The organism is Bacteroides luhongzhouii (assembly GCF_009193295.2).
GTDB lineage: Bacteria > Bacteroidota > Bacteroidia > Bacteroidales > Bacteroidaceae > Bacteroides > Bacteroides luhongzhouii.
Window position 1 is genome coordinate 731,207 of record NZ_CP059973.1, and the last position, 24,854, is coordinate 756,060.

At 41.8% G+C, this 24,854-nt stretch carries 18 protein-coding genes, 2 tRNA genes and 1 pseudogene; 7 read left to right on the forward strand and 14 right to left on the reverse strand.

Going from position 1 to position 24,854, the window contains the following annotated elements:
* The first annotated feature begins 145 nt into the window (after positions 1-145).
* Complete coding sequence (locus tag GD631_RS02915) at positions 146-1,228, forward strand: mannose-1-phosphate guanylyltransferase (protein WP_143259216.1); 1,083 nt, start codon at positions 146-148, stop codon at positions 1,226-1,228.
* Positions 1,229-1,375: 147 nt separating this feature from the next.
* Here GD631_RS02915 and GD631_RS02920 read toward each other — a convergent pair whose 3' ends face one another.
* The 3 genes from GD631_RS02920 to rpsO form a co-directional block, all read right to left on the reverse strand.
* Positions 1,376-3,025 carry an AMP-binding protein gene (locus GD631_RS02920; protein ID WP_143259217.1) on the reverse strand — a complete coding sequence of 550 codons (1,650 nt, stop codon included), beginning with the start codon at positions 3,023-3,025 and terminating at the stop codon, positions 1,376-1,378.
* 36 nt (positions 3,026-3,061) lie between these two features.
* Positions 3,062-3,637 carry a helix-turn-helix domain-containing protein gene (locus GD631_RS02925; protein WP_143259218.1) on the reverse strand — a complete coding sequence of 192 codons (576 nt, stop codon included), beginning with the start codon at positions 3,635-3,637 and terminating at the stop codon, positions 3,062-3,064.
* Between the two features lie 186 nt (positions 3,638-3,823).
* The gene (gene rpsO, locus GD631_RS02930) at positions 3,824-4,093 is read right to left on the reverse strand and encodes a 30S ribosomal protein S15 (RefSeq protein ID WP_004296393.1); all 270 of its coding nucleotides are present in this window, start codon (positions 4,091-4,093) and stop codon (positions 3,824-3,826) included.
* A 155-nt stretch (positions 4,094-4,248) separates the two neighbouring features.
* Here rpsO and typA point away from each other — a divergent pair, with 155 nt between their 5' ends.
* Positions 4,249-6,048, forward strand: a complete 1,800-nt coding sequence (gene typA / locus GD631_RS02935; RefSeq protein WP_143259219.1) for a translational GTPase TypA — start codon at positions 4,249-4,251, stop codon at positions 6,046-6,048.
* Between the two features lie 103 nt (positions 6,049-6,151).
* Here the strand turns inward: typA and GD631_RS02940 are convergent.
* Together GD631_RS02940 and pckA are read right to left on the reverse strand one after the other, a co-directional pair.
* Positions 6,152-6,337 (reverse strand): annotated as a pseudogene (locus tag GD631_RS02940) (chromate transporter); the annotation flags it as partial.
* Positions 6,338-6,475: 138 nt separating this feature from the next.
* Positions 6,476-8,083 (reverse strand): phosphoenolpyruvate carboxykinase (ATP), encoded by a 1,608-nt coding sequence (gene pckA / locus GD631_RS02945; protein WP_143259220.1) that lies wholly within the window; start codon positions 8,081-8,083, stop codon positions 6,476-6,478.
* 281 nt (positions 8,084-8,364) lie between these two features.
* Between pckA and upp the strand changes: the two genes are divergently transcribed.
* Entirely contained in the window at positions 8,365-9,018 is a 654-nt protein-coding gene (gene upp / locus GD631_RS02950; protein WP_004296418.1) for a uracil phosphoribosyltransferase, read from the forward strand.
* 4 nt (positions 9,019-9,022) lie between these two features.
* Here upp and GD631_RS02955 read toward each other — a convergent pair whose 3' ends face one another.
* The 4 genes from GD631_RS02955 to GD631_RS02970 form a co-directional block, all read right to left on the reverse strand.
* Positions 9,023-9,898 carry a helix-turn-helix domain-containing protein gene (locus GD631_RS02955; protein WP_143259307.1) on the reverse strand — a complete coding sequence of 292 codons (876 nt, stop codon included), beginning with the start codon at positions 9,896-9,898 and terminating at the stop codon, positions 9,023-9,025.
* 38 nt (positions 9,899-9,936) lie between these two features.
* Positions 9,937-11,574 (reverse strand): efflux MFS transporter permease, encoded by a 1,638-nt coding sequence (locus GD631_RS02960; RefSeq protein WP_143259221.1) that lies wholly within the window; start codon positions 11,572-11,574, stop codon positions 9,937-9,939.
* A gap of 67 nt (positions 11,575-11,641) precedes the next feature.
* Positions 11,642-12,733 carry an HlyD family secretion protein gene (locus tag GD631_RS02965; protein WP_143259222.1) on the reverse strand — a complete coding sequence of 364 codons (1,092 nt, stop codon included), beginning with the start codon at positions 12,731-12,733 and terminating at the stop codon, positions 11,642-11,644.
* A 23-nt stretch (positions 12,734-12,756) separates the two neighbouring features.
* Positions 12,757-14,088 (reverse strand): TolC family protein, encoded by a 1,332-nt coding sequence (locus GD631_RS02970; protein ID WP_143259223.1) that lies wholly within the window; start codon positions 14,086-14,088, stop codon positions 12,757-12,759.
* Positions 14,089-14,673: 585 nt separating this feature from the next.
* Between GD631_RS02970 and GD631_RS02975 the strand changes: the two genes are divergently transcribed.
* A complete protein-coding gene (locus tag GD631_RS02975; RefSeq protein WP_143259224.1) occupies positions 14,674-15,270 on the forward strand; it encodes a DUF4890 domain-containing protein in 597 nt (198 codons plus the stop codon).
* Positions 15,271-15,417: 147 nt separating this feature from the next.
* On the opposite strand, the gene GD631_RS02980 is transcribed toward GD631_RS02975, so the two are convergent.
* Positions 15,418-17,931 carry a YfhO family protein gene (locus tag GD631_RS02980; protein WP_143259225.1) on the reverse strand — a complete coding sequence of 838 codons (2,514 nt, stop codon included), beginning with the start codon at positions 17,929-17,931 and terminating at the stop codon, positions 15,418-15,420.
* A gap of 151 nt (positions 17,932-18,082) precedes the next feature.
* Positions 18,083-19,513, reverse strand: coding sequence for an adenosylhomocysteinase (ahcY, locus tag GD631_RS02985; RefSeq protein ID WP_143259226.1), 1,431 nt, complete (start codon positions 19,511-19,513; stop codon positions 18,083-18,085).
* 171 nt (positions 19,514-19,684) lie between these two features.
* Between ahcY and GD631_RS02990 the strand changes: the two genes are divergently transcribed.
* Complete coding sequence (locus tag GD631_RS02990) at positions 19,685-20,875, forward strand: sensor histidine kinase (RefSeq protein ID WP_143259227.1); 1,191 nt, start codon at positions 19,685-19,687, stop codon at positions 20,873-20,875.
* Positions 20,876-21,021: 146 nt separating this feature from the next.
* Here GD631_RS02990 and GD631_RS02995 read toward each other — a convergent pair whose 3' ends face one another.
* Both GD631_RS02995 and GD631_RS03000 read right to left on the reverse strand, forming a co-directional pair.
* Positions 21,022-22,710: a S41 family peptidase gene (locus tag GD631_RS02995; RefSeq protein WP_143259228.1), complete on the reverse strand. Its 1,689-nt coding sequence runs from the start codon at positions 22,708-22,710 to the stop codon at positions 21,022-21,024.
* 46 nt (positions 22,711-22,756) lie between these two features.
* Positions 22,757-23,746, reverse strand: a complete 990-nt coding sequence (locus GD631_RS03000) for an adenosine kinase (RefSeq protein ID WP_143259229.1) — start codon at positions 23,744-23,746, stop codon at positions 22,757-22,759.
* A 77-nt stretch (positions 23,747-23,823) separates the two neighbouring features.
* On the opposite strand from GD631_RS03000, the gene GD631_RS03005 reads away from it, so the two are divergent.
* Together GD631_RS03005 and GD631_RS03010 are read left to right on the forward strand one after the other, a co-directional pair.
* Positions 23,824-23,897, forward strand: a tRNA-Asn gene (locus tag GD631_RS03005).
* Positions 23,898-23,925: 28 nt separating this feature from the next.
* Positions 23,926-23,999: transfer RNA gene (locus GD631_RS03010), tRNA-Asn, on the forward strand.
* Positions 24,000-24,132: 133 nt separating this feature from the next.
* Here GD631_RS03010 and GD631_RS03015 read toward each other — a convergent pair.
* Positions 24,133-24,840, reverse strand: a complete 708-nt coding sequence (locus tag GD631_RS03015) for a ComF family protein (RefSeq protein ID WP_143259230.1) — start codon at positions 24,838-24,840, stop codon at positions 24,133-24,135.
* Positions 24,841-24,854: the final 14 nt, after the last annotated feature.

Below are 24,854 nucleotides of genomic sequence, written 5' to 3' on the forward strand. Positions count from 1 at the left end.
TGCGGTGCAAAGATACGACATTATTTTGATTCTACAATAGTTTGGCAAAAAAAAGGAGAAAAAAATAATAAAACATATCTTAAACACTTCTCTATTCAGAGAATAAACCGTACATTAGCAGAAACTTTAAAATAGAGTCACTATCATGACAAACCAGGATAATTATTGCGTGATTATGGGTGGCGGCATTGGAAGCCGCTTCTGGCCGTTTAGCCGCAAAACATTGCCCAAACAATTTCTAGATTTCTTCGGAACGGGTCGTTCACTTTTGCAACAGACTTTTGACCGGTTCCAAAAGGTTATCCCAACAGAAAATATTCTTATCGTTACCAATGCAATGTATGCGGACTTAGTGAAGGAACAATTGCCCGAAGTCAACGAAGAACAGATTCTGCTGGAGCCCGCAAGACGAAATACCGCTCCATGTATAGCATGGGCCTCTTACCACATCCGAGCACTGAACCCGAACGCCAATATCGTAGTCGCTCCTTCAGACCATTTAATTTTAAAAGAAGATGAGTTTCTTGCCGCTATTGAGAAAGGACTTGATTTTGTTTCACGCTCAGAAAAGTTACTGACATTAGGAATTAAACCCAATCGCCCGGAAACAGGGTACGGATATATACAAATAGACGAACCCGCAGGAGGAAGCTTCTATAAAGTAAAAACATTCACTGAAAAACCGGAACTGGAATTAGCTAAAGTATTCGTAGAGAGTGGAGAATTTTACTGGAATTCCGGCCTGTTTATGTGGAATGTAAATACAATTATCAAAGCAAGTGAAGATTTACTACCTGAATTAGCTTCCAAACTGGCACCGGGAAAAGATATTTATGCCACCGATAAGGAGAAAGCATTTATCGAAGAGAACTTCCCAGCATGTCCTAATGTATCCATCGACTTCGGCATTATGGAGAAAGCGGATAATGTGTATGTATCGTTAGGAGATTTTGGCTGGTCCGATCTTGGAACCTGGGGATCACTTTATGATTTATCGGAAAGAGACCCGGAAGGCAATGTTACTCTGAAGTGCCATTCACTTATATATAATAGTAAAGACAACATGGTAGTACTTCCGAAAGGCAAACTGGCCGTTATCGATGGACTGGAAGGATTTCTGATAGCTGAATCGGAGAACGTTCTTTTGATTTGCCGCAAAGATGAAGAACATGCCATCCGTAAATATGTAAACGATGCCCAAATGCAACTGGGTGATGATTTCATTTAATAATACGCAACCTGACGCCGGAGCAAAAACCGGATAAGATCATACAAATAGCGAACGGTGAACAAACTGCATAATTAATTGCAGAGAGTTCACCGTTCACTGTTTATAATCGAAAAACTTTGTGTGTCTTTAAATAATCATGAGTTTCTAAATAATCTCTATTCCCTGCTCTTTGCAAAGTTGCAGTCCCAGATCTTTCAATTTAAACTTCTGAATCTTTCCACTACCTGTCATCGGGAATTCATTCACAAAGAAGATATATTTCGGAATCTTATAACGAGATATTTTATTTCTGCAGAAATCACGTACATCGGCTTCCTGCATTTGTACTCCTTCCTGCAAAATAATAAATGCTCCGACTGCCTCACCATACTTTTTAGAAGGAATACCTGCCACCTGAACATCTTTTACTCCATCAAGCTTATAAAGAAACTCTTCTATTTCGCGCGGATAAATATTCTCACCACCACGAATAATCATATCCTTGATACGTCCGGTAATCCGGTAATTTCCATCTTCATCCTTGATACCCAAGTCGCCGGAATGCAAAAAGTTGTTTTCATCAAGTACTTCCGCCGTTGCTTCCGGATTCTTATAATATCCTTTCATGGTATTATAACCACGGTTACACATTTCACCTTGTACACCAACCGGACATTCTTCACCTGTTTCAGGATCAATCACCTTCACCTCCGTAAATTCAAAATCACGTCCTACCGTATTACAACGTACATCAAACGGATCATCAATACGAGAAGCTGTCATACCCGGAGCTGCCTCTGTCAATCCATATACACTGGTCACCTTCATATACATCTTCTCTTCTACCTGCTTCATCAGTTCGATAGGACACAGCGAACCCGCCATAATACCTGTACGAAGACAAGACATATCAAAGAGATCGAACATCGGATGATGCAACTCGGCAATAAACATAGTCGGCACACCATAAAGAGCCGTACAACGTTCTTTATGAATAGAAGCCAGCACAACCAACGGGTCGAAACGCTCCACCATCACTTGTGTGCAGCCATGAGTCAAACAGTTCATGGTAGCCAATACTACCCCAAAGCAATGGAACAGCGGAACACAACAACAAAGCTTGTCATCTGCCGTGAACTTCATGTGTTCACCGGTCAGGAATCCATTATTAGCAATATTATAATGTGTCAGCATCACCCCTTTCGGAAAACCGGTAGTGCCCGACGTATATTGCATATTTACCACATCATGACAATCAACCTTGCTTTTGAGTTCGCTCAAACGGTCATCTTCCACATTATTTCCCAACAACAGAATCTCCGCCGTATTATACATACCACGATGCTTTTCCTGACCTACATACACTACATTGCGCATATATGGAAAACGTTCACTCTTCAAATGTCCGCGCTCACAGGTTTTCAATTCAGGAAGCATCGTATAAGTCATTTGTACAAAGTCGCTATCCTTTTCTCCATTCACTATACAAAGCGTATGCATATCCGAGTTCTGACAAAGATACTCTAATTCCGATTGCTTATAATTCGTATTTACTGTAACATATACTGCACCAATTTTCGCGCAAGCATACAATAATGTCAACCAATCAGGAACATTAGCAGCCCAGATACCCACATGGGTACCTCGTTCCACACCAATGGCGATCAGACCTTTCGCCATATCATCTACACGCTGGTTAAACTGGCTCCAGGTAAAACGGAGATTACGGTCGGAATATACAATATATTCCTTATCGGGAGTCTCTTCAGCCCAGTGCTCCAGCCACTGTCCCAAAGTACGATCAAATAATTGCATGTAATTATACTTAAATCTTGTTTCCTACTATTTCAATCAAATCGGTGTGTAAATTACTGCCAGTATTTTTGCAGCCTGTCCCTCATAAGCATGTACATGATGAGGAACAATGGAATCATAATAAATACTATCACCTTCTTCCAGCAGATAGGTGTTCTTGCCATAGCTGATTTCCATGACACCTTCCATAACCATGATAAACTCCTCTCCTTCATGAGAAGAAAGCACGAAGTCAGTATCTTCCGTCGGCATCACATCAATAATAAACGGTTCCATGTGACGGTCCGCCTTCGACTTGGACAACGAATGATATTCCATATGTTTGCGAGAGTGAATCGCATTATTGGAAAAACTGATCGCATCCTTGGCTTCTTTCTTGCGGCATACTACCGGTCCCACTTCATCCTGATCATCAAGGAAAGTACCCAGACGTACTCCCAACACACGCGCAATCTTAATCAGCGGTGCGAGAGAAGGTATATCAATGTTATTCTCAATACGTTCAACCTGTTCGATAGCCAAACCTGAACGTTGCGCCAACTCTTCTATGGTTATTGATTTATCTTCGCGGAGGGCTTTAATTTTCTCGCCAACAATCTTACTTGTATCCATTTTGAAAGCATTTTAGTTATCAAAGGTGATAAATTATAATAATTAAGCTGCAAAAATAGCAAAATCTTTAGATGAATACAATTATAACCGAAGAAAATACGATTGTCAGGAAGAAAAAGAAGAAACTAAAAAAAAGCCGCTCCTCGATAATGAGGAACGGCTTTAAATCTTTTCGCGACAAGTAGATTACTTACGCAAACCGAGCTCTTTAACAATAGCACGATATCTTTCGATATCTCTTGCTTTCAGGTAGTCGAGTAAACGACGACGCTTACCTACCAACATTGTTAACGCTCTTTCAGTACTATAATCTTTTCTGTTGAGCTTCATGTGCTCAGTCAGGTGAGAAATACGGTAGGAAAACAATGCCACTTGGGCCTCAGCTGAGCCGGTGTCAGTGTTAGACTTTCCGTACTTTCCGAAGATTTCTTGCTTTTTAGCAGCGTCTAAATACATAATTCTTAGAATTTTAATTGATAAATTATTCTTTTGAGCGTGCAAAGATAGGCATTATCTTTATATCACACAACGATTTACAAGAAAAAATTGCTATCATTACGCATATTTCTAATCCTATTTTCGTACCTTTGCAGCCAAATAATAGGTATTATATGCAAAATATTCGAAACATTGCAATCATTGCCCATGTTGACCATGGGAAAACAACGCTGGTTGACAAGATGCTATTGGCCGGAAATTTATTCCGCAGCAACCAAAATAGTGGTGAACTTATCTTGGATAACAACGATTTGGAACGCGAACGTGGTATAACGATTCTTTCCAAAAACGTATCCATCAATTACAACGGTACAAAAATTAATATTATTGATACTCCGGGACACAGCGACTTCGGTGGTGAGGTAGAACGTGTATTGAATATGGCCGATGGCTGTATTCTGTTGGTAGATGCCTTCGAAGGTCCGATGCCCCAGACTCGTTTCGTACTGCAAAAGGCGCTCGAAATTGGTCTGAAGCCCATTGTGGTAGTTAATAAGGTAGATAAACCTAATTGCCGCCCGGAAGAAGTTTACGAGATGGTTTTCGACTTGATGTTCAGCTTGAACGCAACGGAAGATCAGCTGGACTTCCCCGTGATTTACGGTTCCGCCAAGAACAACTGGATGAGTACCGACTGGCAGCAACAAACTGACAGCATCACTCCGTTACTGGATTGTATCGTCGAAAACATTCCGGCACCGCAACAATTGGAAGGTACTCCCCAGATGTTGATTACTTCTTTGGATTATTCTTCATATACCGGCCGTATCGCCGTAGGTCGCGTACATCGTGGTACATTAAAAGAAGGTATGAATATAACGCTTGCGAAACGTAACGGTGATATGTTCAAGAGCAAAATTAAGGAACTCCATGTTTTCGAAGGTTTAGGCCGCGTGAAAACAAATGAGGTTTCTTCCGGTGACATCTGCGCACTGGTAGGTATCGACGGATTCGAGATTGGAGATACAGTGTGTGATTTCGACAATCCGGAAGCATTGCCACCAATCGCAATTGACGAACCGACCATGAGTATGTTGTTTGCTATCAACGATTCTCCTTTCTTCGGTAAGGATGGTAAGTTTGTGACTTCACGTCATATCCACGATCGTTTGATGAAGGAACTCGACAAGAACCTGGCTCTCCGCGTAAGAAAGAGTGAAGAAGACGGTAAATGGATTGTTTCCGGCCGTGGCGTACTCCACCTTTCTGTGTTAATTGAAACAATGCGCCGCGAGGGATATGAATTGCAGGTAGGTCAGCCGCAGGTTATCTTCAGAGAAATCGACGGTGTGAAATGCGAACCGATTGAAGAGTTGACCATCAACGTACCGGAAGAATATTCCAGCAAGATTATTGATATGGTTACCCGCCGTAAAGGTGAAATGGTAAAGATGGAAAATACAGGCGAACGCATCAATCTTGAATTCAATATGCCTTCACGCGGTATCATCGGTTTGCGTACCAACGTACTGACAGCTTCTGCCGGCGAAGCCATTATGGCGCACCGTTTCAAAGAATATCAGCCACACAAAGGAGAAATAGAACGCCGTACCAATGGTTCTATGATTGCTATGGAAAGCGGAACAGCTTTTGCTTATGCCATCGACAAATTGCAGGATCGCGGTAAGTTCTTTATTTTCCCGCAGGACGAAGTTTATGCAGGACAAGTAGTAGGCGAGCACTCTCATGACAACGACCTGGTTATCAACGTAACCAAATCGAAAAAATTGACGAATATGCGTGCTTCCGGTTCGGATGACAAGGTACGCCTGATTCCGCCTATCCAGTTCTCACTTGAAGAAGCGCTGGAATATATTAAGGAAGATGAATATGTAGAAGTTACTCCAAAGGCAATGCGTATGCGTAAAGTGATTTTGGACGAAATCGAACGTAAACGTGCCAACAAGAACTAACCATTCTTTCATTATATTATAGTAGAAATCCCGGTGAAACGCTGTGTTTTACCGGGATTCTATTTTTTCTGCAAATATGGCACGCATTACTAATACAACAGCACCCTACCACACCCGCCAGACAAATCAACAGGATAGGATGAAGATTCCATTTCCATGTACCCCAAAAGGCTGCCGCAAAAATACCAATACTTTTATAGTCCATAAAATATTCTCTATTCATCATAAGCAATGCAGCCGAAGCAATCAGAGCAACCGACATAGGAAGCAGTCCGGACGTAGCCGTCTTTAAAAGTAAATAGTCCCGTTTTGACAAATATAGGAAAAAAACTAAAAAGGCGGCATTCCTTTTAATAGAAAGCAAGTATAGCAATAAAAAAGGCGGTTCGAAATCGAACCGCCTTCCATATTATATCTGATTCTCCAATTAGAGTTTCGGACCAGCTGCAACCAAAGCTTTACCAGCTTCGTTACCAGTAAATTTAGCGAAGTTCTTGATGAAACGTCCAGCCAAATCTTTTGCTTTTTCTTCCCATTTGCAAGCACATTCGTAAGTGTCGCGTGGGTCAAGGATCTTCGGATCAACACCCGGAAGTTCTGTAGGAACAACAAAGTCGAAGAAAGGAATAACCTTAGTAGGAGCTTTGTCAATAGAACCATCAAGAATAGCGTCGATGATACCACGAGTATCTTTGATAGAGATACGTTTGCCGGAACCATTCCAACCAGTGTTAACCAAGTATGCTTTAGCACCAGTCATTTCCATCTTCTTAACCAGTTCTTCTGCATATTTAGTTGGGTGCAATGACAAGAAAGCAGCACCGAAGCAAGCAGAGAATGTCGGAGTCGGTTCAGTGATACCACGTTCTGTACCAGCCAATTTAGCAGTAAATCCAGACAAGAAATAGTACTGAGCTTGTTCAGGGTTCAGGATAGATACTGGAGGCAATACACCGAATGCATCAGCAGACAAGAAGATAACTTGTTTAGCGTGAGGACCTTTAGACACCGGTTTAACGATATTTTCGATGTGGTAGATAGGATAAGAAACGCGAGTGTTTTCAGTCACGCTCTTATCTGTAAAATCGATCTTGCCGTTAGCGTCAACTGTTACGTTTTCAAGCAAAGCGTCACGTGTGATAGCATTGTAGATATCCGGTTCGCTTTCTTTATCCAGGTTGATAACCTTAGCGTAGCAACCACCTTCGTAGTTGAATACACCTTCGTTATCCCATCCGTGTTCGTCGTCACCAATCAACTTACGTTTCGGGTCAGTAGACAAAGTAGTCTTACCTGTACCGGACAGACCGAAGAAGATAGCAGAGCTAGTTCCTTCCATATCCGTGTTAGCAGAGCAGTGCATAGAAGCGATACCACGAAGCGGGTTCATGTAGTTCATGATAGAGAACATACCTTTCTTCATTTCACCACCGTACCAAGTATTCAGGATTACTTGTTCTTTAGTCTTCAGGTTGAATACTGTAGCAGTTTCAGAGTTCAAGCCCAGTTCTTTGTAGTTGTCAACTTTTGCTTTAGAAGCGTTGAAACATACGAAATCAGGTTCTCCGTAGTTAGCAAGTTCTTCAGCAGTCGGGCGGATGAACATGTTAGTTACGAAGTGAGCCTGCCAAGCTACTTCCATGATGAAACGTACTTTCATACGAGTAGCTTCGTTAGCACCACAGAAAGTATCAACAACGAACAAACGTTTGCCGGAAAGTTGTTTTACAGCTTTAGCTTTCAAATCAGCCCAAGCTTCTTCAGTACATGGTTTGTTGTCGTTTTTGTAATCTTCAGAAGTCCACCATACAGAATCAGCAGAAGCTTCATTCTTAACGAAGAATTTATCTTTAGGAGAACGACCGGTATAGATACCTGTCATCACGTTCACAGCGCCTAATTCAGTTACTTGACCTTTTTCAAAGCCTTCCAGACTCGGTTTTGTTTCTTCAGCGAACAAAACATCATAAGACGGATTGTGCAAAATCTCGGTCACACCTGTGATGCCGTACTTGCTTAAATCTAAATTTGCCATTTTCTTTGAATTAATTAAAATTGGTATTTTGTTTTCTATCTCTTTTCACCTTAACATAGGGGAGCTTAGAATACCCCCTTGTAAATCCGGCTACAAAAGTAATACTTTCTTTGGAAAGGAAGAAGGTATTAGAGAAATTTTTCCCTAATTGAAACTCTTTTATAAATTCCTAACAATATCTGCAAACTGAATATTGCAATTTGAAAGATTATCGTTTACTTTGCAAGCCAGTATGCTGACAATACTGTGAAAATGAGATTAAAATCTGATTAAAAAATAATATGAAAGTAATTGATTTTGGCCAAACTAATTCGATTCTAAACCAGTACATATCCGAAATTAGAAATGTAGAAGTTCAGAACGACCGCCTGCGTTTCCGCCGTAACATCGAACGGATCGGAGAAATCATGGCTTATGAAATGAGTAAAGAGTTTAAATACTCGGTAAAGAACATCCAGACACCACTGGGAATCGCTCCGGTCAGTACGCCGGACAATAATCTAGTAATCAGCACTATTCTGCGTGCAGGTTTGCCTTTCCATCAAGGTTTCCTTAGTTATTTCGACGGGGCGGAGAATGCGTTTGTTTCCGCTTATCGCAAATATAAAGATACGCTAAAATTCGATATACACATAGAATATATCGCTTCTCCCCGCATTGATGACAAAACGCTGATTATCACCGACCCTATGCTGGCAACTGGGGGTAGTATGGAACTTAGTTACCAGGCAATGCTGACGAAAGGACACCCTGCCGAAATTCATGTTGCTTCGATTATCGCCAGCCAAAAGGCTATCGATCATATAAAGAATGTATTTCCTGAAGACAAGACAACAATCTGGTGCGCAGCCATCGACCCCGAACTCAACGAACATTCTTACATTGTTCCGGGACTGGGCGATGCAGGCGATCTTGCCTACGGTGAAAAAGAATAAACGTTTAAAGATTCTTCCGATATTGCTGCGGTGAAACCCCAACCTGCTTCTTAAAGAACGTACCGAAATAAGAGGCATTGGGGAAGCCGAAGGCATTTGAAATCTCCTGAATATCCTTCTGCGTATTTTTAAGTAACGAAATACTCTTACGAATGATAGCTTTGAATACAAGTTCCTGCACGGTATATCCGCAGATACTTTTAGAAACGGCAGAAAGATATTTAGGAGACAAACACAATTTATCCGCATAAAACTCAACGCTGCGTTCCTGCATATAATATTTTTCGATCAACTGGATCAGATGAATAAAGACTTCGTTTTTGCGTCCTCCCACTTCCCTCCCGCCATTAACGAGTTTGCGATTATAAATGGAACAAATCCTGTACGTCAATGCAAGTAGAAGTAATTTCTGTTCATAAAGTTTAAATGAATTTTCTTCCGACTGTAACACATTGTCCAATAAAGACATATACTTTACTATCTCTTCTTCCTCACCAGTAGACCATACACAAGAAGGTTCTTCGGGAGTAAGGCGAGAATACATATACATGGAAACAACCAGATTCCCCATAATATCCCGGATAGGTTCTATCTGATAGATCAAAATCTGCACCTTCATGTCTTCCGACTCTTGCAAAACCTGAAACTCGCCATCTTCGGGAATAAACAAACTTTCGCCCGCTTCAGCGGAATGCTTTTTCTGATTAAGCGAAAACTGGAAATTACCTTGGTGGCAAATAATCAGCCCCAGTCCTTTCATTTGAAAAGGTTTCTTCAGTGAGGGTGGAAAATTTACAAATATCCCTTCGGAACTACATATATTTTTCCCACTTAACAAATTGCGATCAAACTGCAATAAACGATTTTGTCCGCCATCCATCATACTAATATATTAACAGATCATTATCAAAAACGACACTAAGTTAGCAATTTTCGTTTAGGATAAGGAACAACAAGCACAAATATCATACAAATTAATCCACCATAAATTGTCCATCCCGCCATCTCTTTGAGTGCAGAGAGCGTGGCCTGCACCTGAATACGCCCTTTAGTAGATATAGCAGCCATGTTACGGGCTTCCGTCTCACTCTTTCCCTGATATTTCATACCCTGTACCGTACCGAGGAAGGAAGTGGAAGCATCCGGATTAAGCAGGTCCACATTTTGCGCATAACGGGTGATATAGTGTTGCTGCCGTTCCTGCAAAACATTTGTATAAATTGCTCCGCCAATACTCGGTCCCACAACCATACGTACGGTAAGCATAATACAGATCCAAGTGGAAAGATATTTAAAAGGCATACGTTGATTGGCATAAGCTGCCGTCAACGCATACAGAATCATCATGCCTGTGGCACGGATGATAACTGCATATTTCAGACGCTCGTAAACTCCTGCTGTCTGCACCTCGAAATACATGAAAACAGCTGATAAAGACAGGAAGAAGAATCCCATCGCAAACAGATACTTAAAATGTAATCCTTTACCTCCCAACACCATAGCAATCACGGCACCAACAGCGTAACCTACCATACACCAATTACCTAATGAAGCATTCTGCAGATTATCGAGATGCATCCCCACTCCTGCAAACACATTGACAAACATAGCACTGGAGTTTATCACCATCAATAATAAGTAAAGTAATGCTCCCATACGTATAGTACGCAGTTTGAACGCATCCAGCAAAACATAAGGCGACCGGCGCGTTACGTCCATATAAAGAAAAGCTCCCGCAAAAAGAATACTTACAGCTGTCGCCCAACGGATAGATTCGTCATCATACCAGTCGAGTACTTTTCCATAAACCAGCACATACGTGAGACAAGTCAGCGAGATGCAAAATGCAGTGACATTGCCGAACTTACGGAAATTAATAGGAAACCTTCCGGGAAACTTATAATTCGGCATGGTAATAAACAGGAGCAAAATAGAGATCAAAAGAATCCCCATCATAAAGTAATACACATATTTCCACTCATATTCAAAGGACAGCCAAGCCGTCAATGCTGTGCCTGACTGTCCCAGAATCATAAAAAACAGATAAACAGCCGGCTGACTCACACATCTTTCAATGTCCAATTTATTCCAACCGGCAGTATCTTTCGGCTCCAAGCCCGGAGTTATATTGCGGGTAGCTTCCATTCCACCCGCATACCAAATGAGTGTGAACAGATTGACCATCATCAGTACCATACGCAAGAAACCCGTCAGAAGACTACAAAGCGCCAACAGAAAAACGCTGTCTGTCTTTGCACAGATATAACTGAATATATACATGAACGCAAACCCGACAATACACATCATCTTCTCCCGCCGTACACACACCAACTGATATAGGAAAGGCGCAAAGGCTGCCATACCAATAGAAGTTACAAAATTGGCAAACTGGATATGCTCGGATATAATGCCAAGCCCGCTCATCATTTCGGTGCTATTCACCGAATAAACCCCGCCTACCGTAAGAATCGGCAGAAAGAAGAATAACAGAATGATAATACCCAACGGCTTGGGCATCCAGCTATAGAAAGGATAATTTTTAGGATAAGAGGGCATCGGATTAATTAAAAATTACAAATTAAAAATTATAAGGCAGTGTATATAGACAGAAAGGTCGGAGGGATTAGAGTTTGGCTTTCACTACTACCATCATGCCTGCGGCTAATCGTTCGTTATCTTCTTTCGACAAATCGGTGAAATCGATTCGTACGGGAATACGTTGCTGAATCTTCACAAAGTTACCTGCCGAATTATCCGTCGGCACTAATGAATATTTAGACCCGGTAGCTCCTGATATAGAGGTGACTTTGCCTTTAAACTCTTTATCGCTAATGGCATCTACTGTGACAAATACTTCCTGTCCGATATGCAGATTCTCGATTTGTGTCTCCTTATAATTGGCAACGATCCATTTCTGGGTATCAGGAAGAATATAGGTGACGGTCTGCCCTGCCGAAATAAACTGTCCTTCCTCTAATGAGCGGCGGCCGAGCTTTCCGTTACAAGGAGCTATTACAACCGTATAGGAAAGATTCAACCGGGCCATTTCAAGCGCAGCTGTTGCTCTTTGAATGGCCGCTTCGGTATTCATGCGACGGTAGGACACTTCATCTACACCGGAAAGAGCTGCTTTTTTCTGCCTTTTCGTAGCTTCCAGTTTCTTATGCGTAGCTTCATAATCAGTGACGATCTGTTCAAGTTGGATAGGAGTAGCCGCATTTCGTTTCACGAGGTTCTCATACCGTTTCCGGTCTTTTTCCAGTTTCGCCAACCGTACTTCAATTTCGGCAATAGACGCATCATAAACAGATGCTGTTGTCTGCGTGGTATTGAGTGTTGCATTGATGACTGTCGCACCGGCTTGCGCATCTTTCAAGGCAGCTTCAGCTTCCATTACGCGGATTTTATATTCACGATCATCCAGTATCAGCAAAGTATCTCCTTTATGTACCTCCTGATGTTCTGTAAAGTAGATTTTGTCAATGTAACCCGAGGCACGTAGATTGATAGGAGACACATATTGTTCTATTTGTGCATCGTTACTAGTCTCCGTCTGGCTATAATTCAAAAAAAGGCAGATCACTTCAATCACTCCCCAAACAATAATAGCCACTCCGAGAAGGCTGATAGCAATCTGCCAGCGACGAAGTTTCTTCATTTTTTTTGCTTTCTCCTGATGAGTAGCGGAAGGAATGTTATTTTCCATTGTTTCCATATTTATGATTGTTATTTTGCGTATTATTTGACTAATGATTCTATTTGTCCGGTCAGTTTAAGCAGCATCAGGTTAGTCACCCGATAGTTATAATGTGCGCTGATATAATTGTTTTGAGCTTCACTCATCTGCATTTCATCTTGCAGCACTTCCGTCATGGAAGCGATGCCTTCCCGGTAACGGTCGGAAGTGACTGCGTACACATCTTCGGCAAGCAAGTAGTTATCCTTCTGTTTCTTAAAGTTACGCTGATTGTTCATCAGGTCGTTCACAGCATTCAGATATTGAGTTTGCAAATTCTTCCGGGCATCTTCCCATGCCAGTCTTCTGTTCTCTATATCAATCATCGCCTTTTTTATTTTATAGGTTTTATCCAGTCCGTCAAAAATCGGAATACGCAAGGTTAGCCCCACCCCATAGGAACGAAACCATTGATTGGACGGACCGGAGTGGAACCAATGATAACCCTTATCCGTATATGCAGCATATCGCCAACTGCCTGTCAGACTAAGAGAAGGGATATATCCATTAGTAATGATCTTCTTTTGTCGTTCCGCCAGTTGCACTTGCGATTGTGAGAGTTGAAGTTCATAGATGTTTTCCGACAAGCCGGTCAGGGCTACCGTAGTAATGCTATCGGCATTTACCGGTGTCAGTGCGATTTCCTTTTCAGCCGGATAATCCATAATGTATTTCAGCATATTCAATTGCTGTTTCATCATGGCTTGTGCATTATCATATTGCACCTTCAGATTTTCCAAATTGATATTGACTCTTTTCAGATCGACTTCCATAGACATTCCGTTATCAAAGAAAGCCTGTGTAATATCTCTCAATTCTTCCAAACGAGTGATATTTGCTTTTATCAGCATGATTTGTTCAGCTGTGACCTGTCCGAGATAATACATCTTACTGATTTGAAGAATAACATCTTCCCTGGCTTTTCCATAAGACAGACGACTGATTTCTTCCATCACTTTAGCTATGGACATAGAAGTATAAAGAGTCTGATTGAAAAGCGGCATCTGCATTTCCAGCCCTGCATTAGCAGAATGTTGCAATGTTTTCGTTATATTATAGGGAACTCCGTAAGATGAACCGTCTGTGACTGACACCGGAGGATCAAAATTGTTATTATAACCGGCCATCGCATTAATTTGCGGCAACAGCTTCGAACGGTTTTCAGATACGCCATATTTACTTTTCTGTATTTCTTTACGTTTCCCTTCTAACGACAAGTTATTGTCAATACCAATACGGAGACAATCCTCTAATGTCAGAATCTCTACCTCCTGTGTGTTCCCGTTTAACACGAACAAGAAAAAAAAGGAAAAAATGAATAGTAGTCTTTTCATAACATAATGCTCTATTATTGGCTACAAATTTAGTAGCTTACAGCATAATAAGACTATCCACAAACTATTTGTTTATATTCATATTTTCCTTTTTCAACGAAGAAACAATAAACAACCACTCCCATAGATAAAAACGTAAATCCTCTTTTAATCTATCATCTGCATCTATCACCTATCACCACCTAAAACCTGTGATATGCTCATCGCAGAAAGAAGCGCCAACAAGAGGCTATTTCAGTTTCATACTTGGAAACTTTAGTTTCTATGGCTTGGCACTTTAGTTTCCTCAGTGCGAAACTATAGTTTCTCTAGTGATGAAACTAAAGTTTCACAACTAGGAAACTAAGGTTTCTCACTGGGGAAACACTTGTTTCAAGCCTTGAAACGATTAGTTTCCCTATACGAAACGACTTGTCTCCCTACATACAACTTCTATTCATCCCAAGGCATAATAATATAAAGCCATAGGACGAAGAAAAGTCAGGCTGTTGATAGACAAATCTCCGTCCTTAGTCGATTTTATTTTTATCTATTCCAATATCTGCCTAGTTTTGAAGTATTAAAACCAATAAAAGCATAAGAAAGATGAGAAAAGACATGAAACTGATAGGATTGATAGCCTGCTTACTGTGTTGCGCAGGTTTTGCCAATGCACAAGAAGCCAATAAAACGCAAGAAAGGCGGCAACAAGAAAAGCGTCTTCCACGCGAAGTTCTGAATCCGGAAAAGGTAGCAACCCAGATGACAGACCAAATGAACAAGTCACTTCAACTGACAGATAAACAATATAAAAAAATATATAAGTTAAACTTGAAAGAGCAGAAAGCATTCTTCAAGGCTATGCAAAATTCGGGTGACCAACGTCCGCCAATGGGAGAAGGGCCTGGCATGCGGGGAGGACGTCCGCCAATGGGCGGAGGTCAACCACCCATGATGGGAGAAAGTGGTTTCCCAGGCAGAATGGGAGGCGGTCCGATGATGCGCAGAGATACCAATTCTGCCGACTCACTAAAGAAAGCCGCAGAAGCCAAAGAGAAGAAAATAAAAAAGATTCTAACAAAAGAGCAGTATGAGAAATGGCAGGCTGAACAAAGTGCCGCGCGAAAAAAAGCTTCTCAAAGAAGAATGCATAAAGAGATTCATTCCGACGAAAACCCGGATTTTGAACAGAAAAGTCTATAAATATCACACTTTATATGTTTCTATGAACAGCGTTTGTTTTTCATAATTTTTTAGTGAATGCAAAGTAACGGCTCTCTTCGTGATGAAGAGAGCCGCCCTTATTTAATAACCTTATGATATATACAATAGGTTTATATGCTATTTCATTCAAGACTTCTTCACTATCCTGTTCCGCTGCATCCATGCAAGGACCATAACCCCGATCAGCAACAAAGCCAGCGCTGCATAAGCAATACTTTCTGTAACCTGTATGCTTTGCGGATCAAACCACATTTCGATGGTATGTTCCCCTGCCGGTACATTTATCGCACGTAAGATATAATCTGCACGGGCAATATCAACGGGCTGACCGTCAATAGTCGCCTGCCATCCCGGATAATATATTTCGGAGAAAACAACAACTCCATCTTTAGGAGTGGAAGCTTTATAAACCAGACGATTCGGCTCGTAACTAGTCAATCGGATGGTAGATAGAGAATCTTTATATCCTTCTGTCACACCTTTCAATTGTTCTTTAAACTTCACATCCACTACGGCTGTTTCCGTTGGAAGAATATCATTCAAAGCATCAATTTCTTCATTTGCATTATTTACATACTGCACCTTATCAACAAACCACGCATTACCATATGCATAAGGATTTACCACAGGAACAGCCTGCCCCTGCTCTCCGGCAGGGAAAATGAAGTATTTTGTATTCAGCATATTCAGTACACGGAATTTGGAAGCGTCTACACTGTCCATCTGTCCACCGGCAGTAGCCACCGCCTGATAGGTCTCCTGCATTTCGGGCACGATATGATGATCTATCATTTCCTGATAGCGACGGAGCTTCGCTGCATGATAGCCACCGACACTTTTATGCCAGTATGCTGTATTGTTTTCATTAAACGTATTACCGGGAAAGCCTATAAAGTTCAACACACGATAATTTAAAGTAGTATCCTGAAGGATCATCTCATCCGCCTGTGTTTTAACAAACGCTTCCGTCTGCTTGGATTTTGGCACAAACTGTTCGTCGTTCAAATAGCGTTTATTGACACTCCACATATCTACCAAACACAAAAGCGCAATGCCGGCCAGTGTGAAAGAAGCTTTCAACTTCCGCCGTTGATAGAGGAATAAAAGCACACAACCTATCACGATAATCAAGAAGCTACGCCATGCATCCGAAGCGATAATAGCTTCACGCATTTCAGTCAGGTTTGTCACAAACGGAGTCAAATGTTCGGCTGGAAGTGCTTGTTTCAAAGCAGCCATCTCTTGTGTCGTAATAAAACTGGAGAAAAAAGTACCCGGAGCAACGGCTAAAATCAACGCAACACCGGCAGTCAGTACCAAAGTGGCAATCACCCCTCCGCGGTTCTCTTTCAACTTCAGAGTATCCGGTTTGCTCAAAATCTCTTTCAAGGCAAAAATCGCCAACAAAGGAATGGTAAATTCAGCAATCACCAAGATGGAAGATACGGCACGGAACTTATTGTACATCGGGACGTAATCAATAAAGAAGTCCGTCAATCCCATGAAATTCTTTCCCCATGAAAGCAGAATCGAGAAGATAGTAGCTCCCAGCAATGCCCATTTCAGAGGACCTTTCACAATGAAACAGCCCAATACGAACAGGAACATCACAAATGCCCCGACATATACAGGACCGGCTGTCCACGGTTGCTCACCGAAATATTGCGGCAACTGCGAATAAATACCGCTATACATTGGATTGGCCTTTGCCATAGCAACTTCGCTTTGCGACATCGTAGACCCCGATCCTCCTCCTTTTACGTTCGGAACCAGCAACGTCAATGTCTCGCCGATACCATAACTCCAGTTGGTTATGTAGTCACGGTCCAACCCGCTACTTGTCTGGCTGGCCGCAGCGCCCTCCTGCTTCAATTCGCTCTTGCCGCGCATCGTCTCCTTACTATATTCATAAGTATGATACAGATTGGAGATATTGATGCAAACTCCTACCACGGCAGCCAATGCCAAAATTGCGCTGGCCTTGAAGAAATGGGGCAGTTCTTTCTTTTTATAAGCATCTTCAAAGTACGCTCCCACGAAAAACAGGATCACAAACATGAAATAATAGCTCATCTGAATGTGATTCGACTGAATCTGAAGGGCGATAAACAGCGCCGTAATAATTCCGCCCAACAAGTATTTCTTCCGGTAAGCCAGAACGACACCCGCAATCGTAGGTGGAATATAAGCCAACGTCACAAACTTCCAAATGTGCCCTGCCGGTATCAGAATGAAGAAATAGGAAGAAAATGCCCACATCACTCCGCCCAATCCTGCCAGCCAGGCCGATATACCAAAGGCCCGCAAGAGAATATAGAATCCCAGCATCATAATAAAAGTCAGCACTACATAATCCGGGAGAAAGAGGCGATAAACCTTCTCCACCCCTTTCAGGGATGTTGTCGAGTCGTAACTCGGAGACATCTGATAGGTAGGCATACCTCCAAAAATCGAATTCGTCCAGCGCGTACGTTCTCCGGTACGTTCGAGATACTCTTTCGATTCTTGTCCCGCGCCGACTCCGGCAGCCGTGTCATGCTGAAACAAGATACGACCTTCAATATCAGCCGGAAAAAAATAGGCGAAAGAAAGAATGATAAAAGCCAGAATGGCTATTAAGTCGGGAAGAAACTTTTTCATTTACAATGACACGATTTACTATTTACGATTGAAGTTTGAATATAAAATAAATTACGATCTGACAATCTAACATTTACAATTGATAACGGTAGAATACCGATCTCCCACATTTATCAATCGTAAATAGAAAATCGTCAAATCGTAAATCTAATTAGTATCTATAATGATCTGCTTTATAAGGTCCGTCCACTGACACACCAATATAAGCTGCCTGTTCAGGAGTCAACTTAGTCAGTTTCACGCCGATCTTTTCAAGATGCAGGCGGGCAACTTCTTCGTCCAGATGCTTCGGCAAGCGATATACATTGATATCATATTTCTTGTTGAACAGCTCTATCTGCGCCAATGTCTGATTGGTGAATGAATTACTCATCACAAATGACGGATGGCCGGTTGCACATCCCAGATTTACCAAACGACCGTCAGCAAGCAGAATGATGCTGTGACCATCCGGGAAATAATAACGGTCTACTTGTGGTTTGATGTTCACACATTTGATGCCCGGATAATGTTTCAAGGCTTCCACCTGAATTTCATTATCGAAGTGACCGATGTTGCAAACGATAGACTGATCTTTCATTTTCTCCATGTGGTCGATACGGATAATATCGATATTACCTGTGGTAGTCACGAAAATGTTACCTTCCATGCAAGCTTCTTCCATAGTCACCACTTCAAAGCCTTCCATGGCAGCCTGCAATGCACAGATCGGGTCTACTTCCGTCACGAGTACCCGCGCTCCGTAAGAACGCATAGAATGAGAACAGCCTTTACCCACATCACCATAACCACATACTACCACCACTTTTCCGGCAATCATCACATCCGTTGCACGCTTGATACCGTCAGCCAGCGATTCGCGACAGCCATACAGATTGTCAAACTTAGATTTTGTGACCGAATCATTCACATTGAATGCCGGGAACAACAGCTTGCCTTCTTCCTGCATCTGATACAAACGATGTACGCCTGTCGTAGTTTCTTCAGACACACCACGCACTTCTTCCGCTACACGATGCCAGCGAGTACTGTCTTCCGCCAATACTTTCTTCAAGATTGCATTCAGTTCTATTTCGTCCTCTGCATGTACTTCTTTATCCAATACGGCAGCATTATTCTCCGCATCATAACCTACGTGAATCATCATCGTAGCGTCACCGCCATCATCTACAATCACATTCGGCCCTTTACCACCGGCAAAGTTCAATGCCTGCAATGTACACCACCAGTAATCAGCAAGAGTCTCCCCCTTCCATGCAAACACAGGCACACCCGCAGCAGCTATTGCAGCAGCAGCATGATCCTGCGTTGAATATATATTACAAGAGCACCAACGTACTTCAGCTCCTAAAGCCACTAATGTTTCAATCAGCACAGCCGTCTGAATGGTCATGTGCAACGATCCCATAATGCGGGCACCTTTTAACGGTTTGGATTCTCCATACTTTTCGCGAAGAGCCATCAGGCCGGGCATTTCTTTTTCTGCCAAATCGATTTCCTTGCGTCCGAAATCAGCAAGTGTAATATCTGCCACCTTATAGGGCAGAGTAGAGAATAATTCTGTAGACATATTGTAAATCATTTATATATAATTGGTGCAAAGATAGAACATTCTGATTAGTAGGGCAAAAGCTATCCGTTTTTTTTATGTTATAATAACTTGGGAGGCAATCCGCGTCTCAGAATATTGTCTTATATTTGCAACAGATGAAACAATTTCTACAACATTCTAATGAATAACAATAAATCTTCTATGAGACATTACGAGAGCAAAACGAAGGAGGAACTTTTAGAAATAATCGAACAATTAGAGGAGAAGATTGATTTTCTTTCCTCTCATTCTTCGCCTCCCTCCCAAAAACGTTTTCGCGATAAATATAGCACCCGGATATTGGATGCCCTCCCCGATATGCTCACCGTCTTCGACCATGATGCCAATATTATAGAGCTTGCTTCTTCACCAGCTACCAACCACGTAGAAGGTATCAATGCCAGTAATATCACCACCACTAACGTAAAAGATATCCTGCCGGAAGAAGCTTATGAAAGCGTCCGCAAGAATATGGATAAAGTGATCCTCACGGGAGAAAGCTCCACAGCCAGACATGACCTGATGTTGGACGGTGTTTTACATCACTACGAAAACCGCATCTTTCCTTTGGATAATGAATATCTGTTATGTATGTGCCGTGATATATCCCAACAATGGGAGGCAGAACAGACGAACGCGCAACAACAGAAAGAGCTGAAGGCCGCCAGAGTCAAGGCAGAAGAATCGGACCGGCTGAAATCTGCCTTTCTTGCAAACATGAGCCATGAAATACGCACTCCGCTCAATGCGATTGTCGGATTCTCCAAACTAATCACTAACGCAACATCTACGGAAGAGAAAAATCAATATGCGGAAATCATCGAACGCAATTCGGAAATGTTACTGAATCTATTCAACGATATTCTGGATCTGGCCTCACTGGAGGCCGACTCTTTAAAATTCAACATCCGTCCGATCAAGTTAACAGATATCTGTTTGCAACTGGAGCAACAGTTTTGCCACAAGACGCAAAACGGAGTCAAACTTATTTTAGATGATGTAGATGCGGACATGTATGCCTCCGGTGACTGGAATCGTATTATACAAATCATAAGTAACTTACTTAGTAACGCCACGAAGTTTACCCCCAAAGGAGAAATTCATTTCGGGTATCGGGAAAAAGAGGATTTTGTAGAGTTCTACGTGAAAGATAGCGGCATCGGTATTCCGGCAGAAAGAGTTGCCACTATTTTCCGCCGCTTTGGAAAGGTCAACGATTTTGTTCAGGGAACCGGGTTGGGACTGACTCTTTGCAGAATGTTAGTAGAAAAAATGGGAGGACGTATCTGGCTGCGCTCCCAGGAGGGGCAGGGAAGCAGGTTTTATTTCACTCTCCCTTTGATTCGCCAATGAATATGTCAGTTTGAGAATATAAATGACTGTATCCGAGGATGACACTTATATGACTATTTACAATTAGATACAGATAATACAGAAAACGCGGCCTGCCGATGACAAAGCCGCGTTTTCTGTATTATCTATATTTGAAAAATATTTCTTTATTTCTTAGCAGCCGGGGCACTAAGCATTTCTTTGTATTTCACCGGATCATTCAGTATTTTCATCGCTTCCTTCAAACCGTCATCATCCTTCAACTGCTGGATTATAGTACCACGTTGATAATAATAACGCTTGATGATTTCAGTAGCAATCATTTTCTTTATGTCAGTAGAGAAATAATCCAAGTCACGGTCGAGATTATGATTCAACTTCTTCTCTAGTGCTTTAAACTCCTCTGAAGCGTCATCCATATATCCTTCAAACTCGGCAGCTTCTTTCAACGTTTTCAGAATTTTCTCGCTCTGTTGGTCATACTTGAAGTCAGCTTTCTTCACCAATGCTTTAAAATCGTTATAATCAGCATCTGTCACCTCAAACTTCTCCGGAGCAACGATAGTGGGATGTTTCAAACAATACTGCGTTGCATAATCGAAAATCAGATTATCACGTACCAGATAGAATAGGATGTTCGGTAATTTCTCTTGTTTGATCGTAATATCCGGCATTACACCACCTCCGTCACGAACCTCACGTCCGGCAGCTGTATAGAATACCTTAGTTAAACTGTCGGGAATAGTGCCGACACTTCCGTCTTCATTGCGATGCTTGTAATCAATAGCCTGCACGCAACGGCCGCTCGGAATATAATATTTGGAGGTAGTCACTTTCATCGTTCCGCCATAAGGCAAAGAACGGGGAACCTGTACCAGTCCTTTTCCAAAAGTACGGTTACCAACGATAACAGCACGGTCGAGATCCTGCAAAGAACCTGATAAGATTTCAGAAGCAGAAGCCGTTCCGCTATTTACCAGTACGGCAATCGGAATATCCAAATCCAACGGTTCACGCAACGTTTTATAAGTGTTACTGGCCTGTTTGATTTTTCCTTTGGTCGTCACAATCACTTTTCCACGCGGCAAGAAATAATTCGCAATTTCTACTGCTTCATCCAGCAATCCACCGCCATTACTACGAAGGTCTATCACCAATGAAGTGGCTCCCTGTTTCTTCAAATCCAGCAGTGCTTTCTTAAATTCTTTGGAAGGGTTACCGGAAAAAGTACTAAGGCTGATGTAACCTATATTATTATCCAGTACGGCAGTATAAGGTATTGCCGGATTCTGAATAGACTCACGCACAATTGTGAACTCCATCGGTGTACGTCCGCCTTTCACATTCGGACGTTCAATCTTCAACTTAAAGCTGGTACCCGCCTGTCCGCGCAACATCTGACTGACTTCTGCATTATTCTTACCGGCAAGGTCTTTTCCGTCAATCTCCATCAGGATATCTCCCGCTTTCAGGCCGGCTTTTGCAGCTGGCGTTCCCTCGAAAGGTTCAGAAATCATCGAACGCTTTAGTTTTGTATTATAAGCAATGTAAGAACCTATACCACCAAATGATCCTTTAATCATCTGCTCCAACTCACTCTGGTCTTCTTCCGGATAATATTCCGTATAAGGGTCCAAGGTGTAAAGCATATTATCGATTCCTTCCCGAATCGTTTTATTCGGATCGATGGTATCTACATAGAACATATCCAGTTCTTTCACAATCGCGTTAAATATATCCAGATTCTTTGCAATCTGGAAATTACGGTCGTCTCCGCTCTTGAAACTAAAGAAAGCAACTGTGGCTATCACCGCTACTGCAACAATAGCTATTCGCCCGTTCAGCAATTTTTTCATACCTCTTTTTAATCTAAATGAGTCGTAAAAGTAGCTTAATCCTTTGTTATTCTGCCAGAATCCTGTTAATATTTAACTTAATTTCATCCCAGCGTTCCTGTGGGATCGTTGTTCCGATTACCTGAATAACATTTCCCGAGAGAATAGAACCTATTTTTGCACATTTATCTAACGAGTATCCACAGGTCAATCCATATAAGAATCCGGACGCAAAATAGTCACCTGCACCGGTAGTATCCACCACTTTCTGAACCGGAATGGCCGAAACCTTTATTTCTTCTGTCCCTTTGCGGATATAAGAACCATTTGCCCCGACTTTTACAATAGCAATACTGCATTTCTTGGCAATCACTCTCAAAGCTTCCTCCGGCTCCTTACCGGTAAAGGCTTTTGCTTCTTCTTCGTTCGCAAAGACAATGTCGACATATTTGTTTATTAATAAAGAGAAGAACTCCAGATCATTGGCCACAATATTATAACTAGCCATATCGAGACAAATCTGCAAACCTGCTTCTTTTGCCAGTTCAATGGCATGAAGAATCATTTCATGATCCTGAACGAGGTAGCCCTCTATAAACAGGTATGCGTAACCTTTAAACATATCCAGCGTCAGTTCTTCCGCCCTCAAAGAAGCGGCTGCTCCCAAATAGGTTCCAAAAGTGCGCTCTCCATCCGGCGAGATAAAAGTGGATGCCACACCGGAAGGTAGCCGGTCCGAGGTCAATAATTTGTCTTCAATCTTATTTTTCTGCAGATTTTCACGAAAAAAATCTCCATAATGATCATTTCCTACTTTTCCTATAAACCCGGTTGCGGCTCCCAAACAAGCCAGGCCAAGTATGGCATTTCCTGCCGATCCACCTGTCGCCAAATGGGTTTTCATCTGTGAGAATTTTGCGTTAATCTGCTGTAACTTAGCATCATCGATAAGTTGCATGCTTCCTTTGGGTAAACCCATTTCATTCAAGAGAGCATCATCCTTTAGGGTTGCAAGTACGTCTACCAAGGCGTTGCCTAATCCTATTATTTTGTCCATTACTAATATTTTTTTTGCAAAGATATTGCATATTTCAAAAAAACCTAGTACTTTTGCATCGCAATTGAGAAAAACATTCTTCCTTAGCTCAGTCGGTTAGAGCATCTGACTGTTAATCAGAGGGTCCTTGGTTCAAGTCCAAGAGGAAGAGCAAAGTTGAAAATCTTGATTGCAAACATTCTTCCTTAGCTCAGTCGGTTAGAGCATCTGACTGTTAATCAGAGGGTCCTTGGTTCAAGTCCAAGAGGAAGAGCAAAAAAAGAGGTAAATCGGAAGATTTATCTCTTTTTTATTTTTCTGATCCAATGTTTTTCGGATTATATCGGAATTCTGGGATCATGAATCATATTGAAAGCCTCTTTATTATTTATTCATTGCCTTCATATTTATTCCACCGTTGCCAACGTCAATATACTAATCCGTATATCTTCCACATCTACCAGACAGGAAGCACATGCCAGAGTGGTAGAACCGGTGGTCAACACATCGTCAACTATCAGTATGTGTTTCCCTGCAAGTGTTTCAGGATGTTGAAGTTCGAAGATACCTTCCACATTATCACGACGTTCAAATACCGATTTACGCGTTTGCGTTTCCGTATTTTTCTTACGCAATATAGAATCTGTATCAATAGGGATTCCTGTTACAGCAGCAATACCACGGGCAATCCACTCACTCTGATTATAACCACGGATTTGCTGTTTTTTCTTATGAAGCGGTATGGGGATTATCACATCAATTCCCTGAAAAAAATTGGAAGACAAAAGTTCGGCAGCCATATACCGCCCCATAATCGCGCCTATTTCCTTTTGTCCGCCATATTTCAACCGATGAAGAATCAAGCGGAAGTCACTTCCTTTCTCATAAAAGAAAAAAGATGTAGCCCGTTCCAAAGGAATTTGTCCCCAGAAGAGCCGTTCTACCGGATTATCTTTCCGAAGATGATAATTAGTACGGGGTAGATTGATATTACATACTGTACAGATACATTCTTCACCCTTTGCTAACGGTCGGCCGCAAACAACGCAGCAACGAGGAAATAGCAAAGACAAGAATGAACTAAGCCAGTCTTTTATAAGAAGTGTGTGTTTCATAATAATAGAGATTT

Bases quoted from the DNA above. Each gene is read 5' to 3' on its own strand.
- upp (WP_004296418.1), top strand. From the start codon at position 8,365: ATGAAAGTAATTGATTTTGGCCAAACTAATTCGATTCTAAACCAGTAC.
- GD631_RS03000 (WP_143259229.1), bottom strand. From the start codon at position 23,746: ATGGACAAAATAATAGGATTAGGCAACGCCTTGGTAGACGTACTTGCA.
- GD631_RS02955 (WP_143259307.1), bottom strand. From the start codon at position 9,898: ATGGATGGCGGACAAAATCGTTTATTGCAGTTTGATCGCAATTTGTTA.
- GD631_RS02925 (WP_143259218.1), bottom strand. From the start codon at position 3,637: ATGGATACAAGTAAGATTGTTGGCGAGAAAATTAAAGCCCTCCGCGAA.
- GD631_RS02995 (WP_143259228.1), bottom strand. From the start codon at position 22,710: ATGAAAAAATTGCTGAACGGGCGAATAGCTATTGTTGCAGTAGCGGTG.
- typA (WP_143259219.1), top strand. From the start codon at position 4,249: ATGCAAAATATTCGAAACATTGCAATCATTGCCCATGTTGACCATGGG.
- GD631_RS02920 (WP_143259217.1), bottom strand. From the start codon at position 3,025: ATGCAATTATTTGATCGTACTTTGGGACAGTGGCTGGAGCACTGGGCT.
- GD631_RS02980 (WP_143259225.1), bottom strand. From the start codon at position 17,931: ATGAAAAAGTTTCTTCCCGACTTAATAGCCATTCTGGCTTTTATCATT.
- GD631_RS02915 (WP_143259216.1), top strand. From the start codon at position 146: ATGACAAACCAGGATAATTATTGCGTGATTATGGGTGGCGGCATTGGA.
- GD631_RS02965 (WP_143259222.1), bottom strand. From the start codon at position 12,733: ATGGAAACAATGGAAAATAACATTCCTTCCGCTACTCATCAGGAGAAA.
- GD631_RS02990 (WP_143259227.1), top strand. From the start codon at position 19,685: ATGAGACATTACGAGAGCAAAACGAAGGAGGAACTTTTAGAAATAATC.
- GD631_RS03015 (WP_143259230.1), bottom strand. From the start codon at position 24,840: ATGAAACACACACTTCTTATAAAAGACTGGCTTAGTTCATTCTTGTCT.
- GD631_RS02975 (WP_143259224.1), top strand. From the start codon at position 14,674: ATGAGAAAAGACATGAAACTGATAGGATTGATAGCCTGCTTACTGTGT.
- rpsO (WP_004296393.1), bottom strand. From the start codon at position 4,093: ATGTATTTAGACGCTGCTAAAAAGCAAGAAATCTTCGGAAAGTACGGA.
- GD631_RS02970 (WP_143259223.1), bottom strand. From the start codon at position 14,088: ATGAAAAGACTACTATTCATTTTTTCCTTTTTTTTCTTGTTCGTGTTA.
- GD631_RS02960 (WP_143259221.1), bottom strand. From the start codon at position 11,574: ATGCCCTCTTATCCTAAAAATTATCCTTTCTATAGCTGGATGCCCAAG.
- ahcY (WP_143259226.1), bottom strand. From the start codon at position 19,513: ATGATTTACAATATGTCTACAGAATTATTCTCTACTCTGCCCTATAAG.
- pckA (WP_143259220.1), bottom strand. From the start codon at position 8,083: ATGGCAAATTTAGATTTAAGCAAGTACGGCATCACAGGTGTGACCGAG.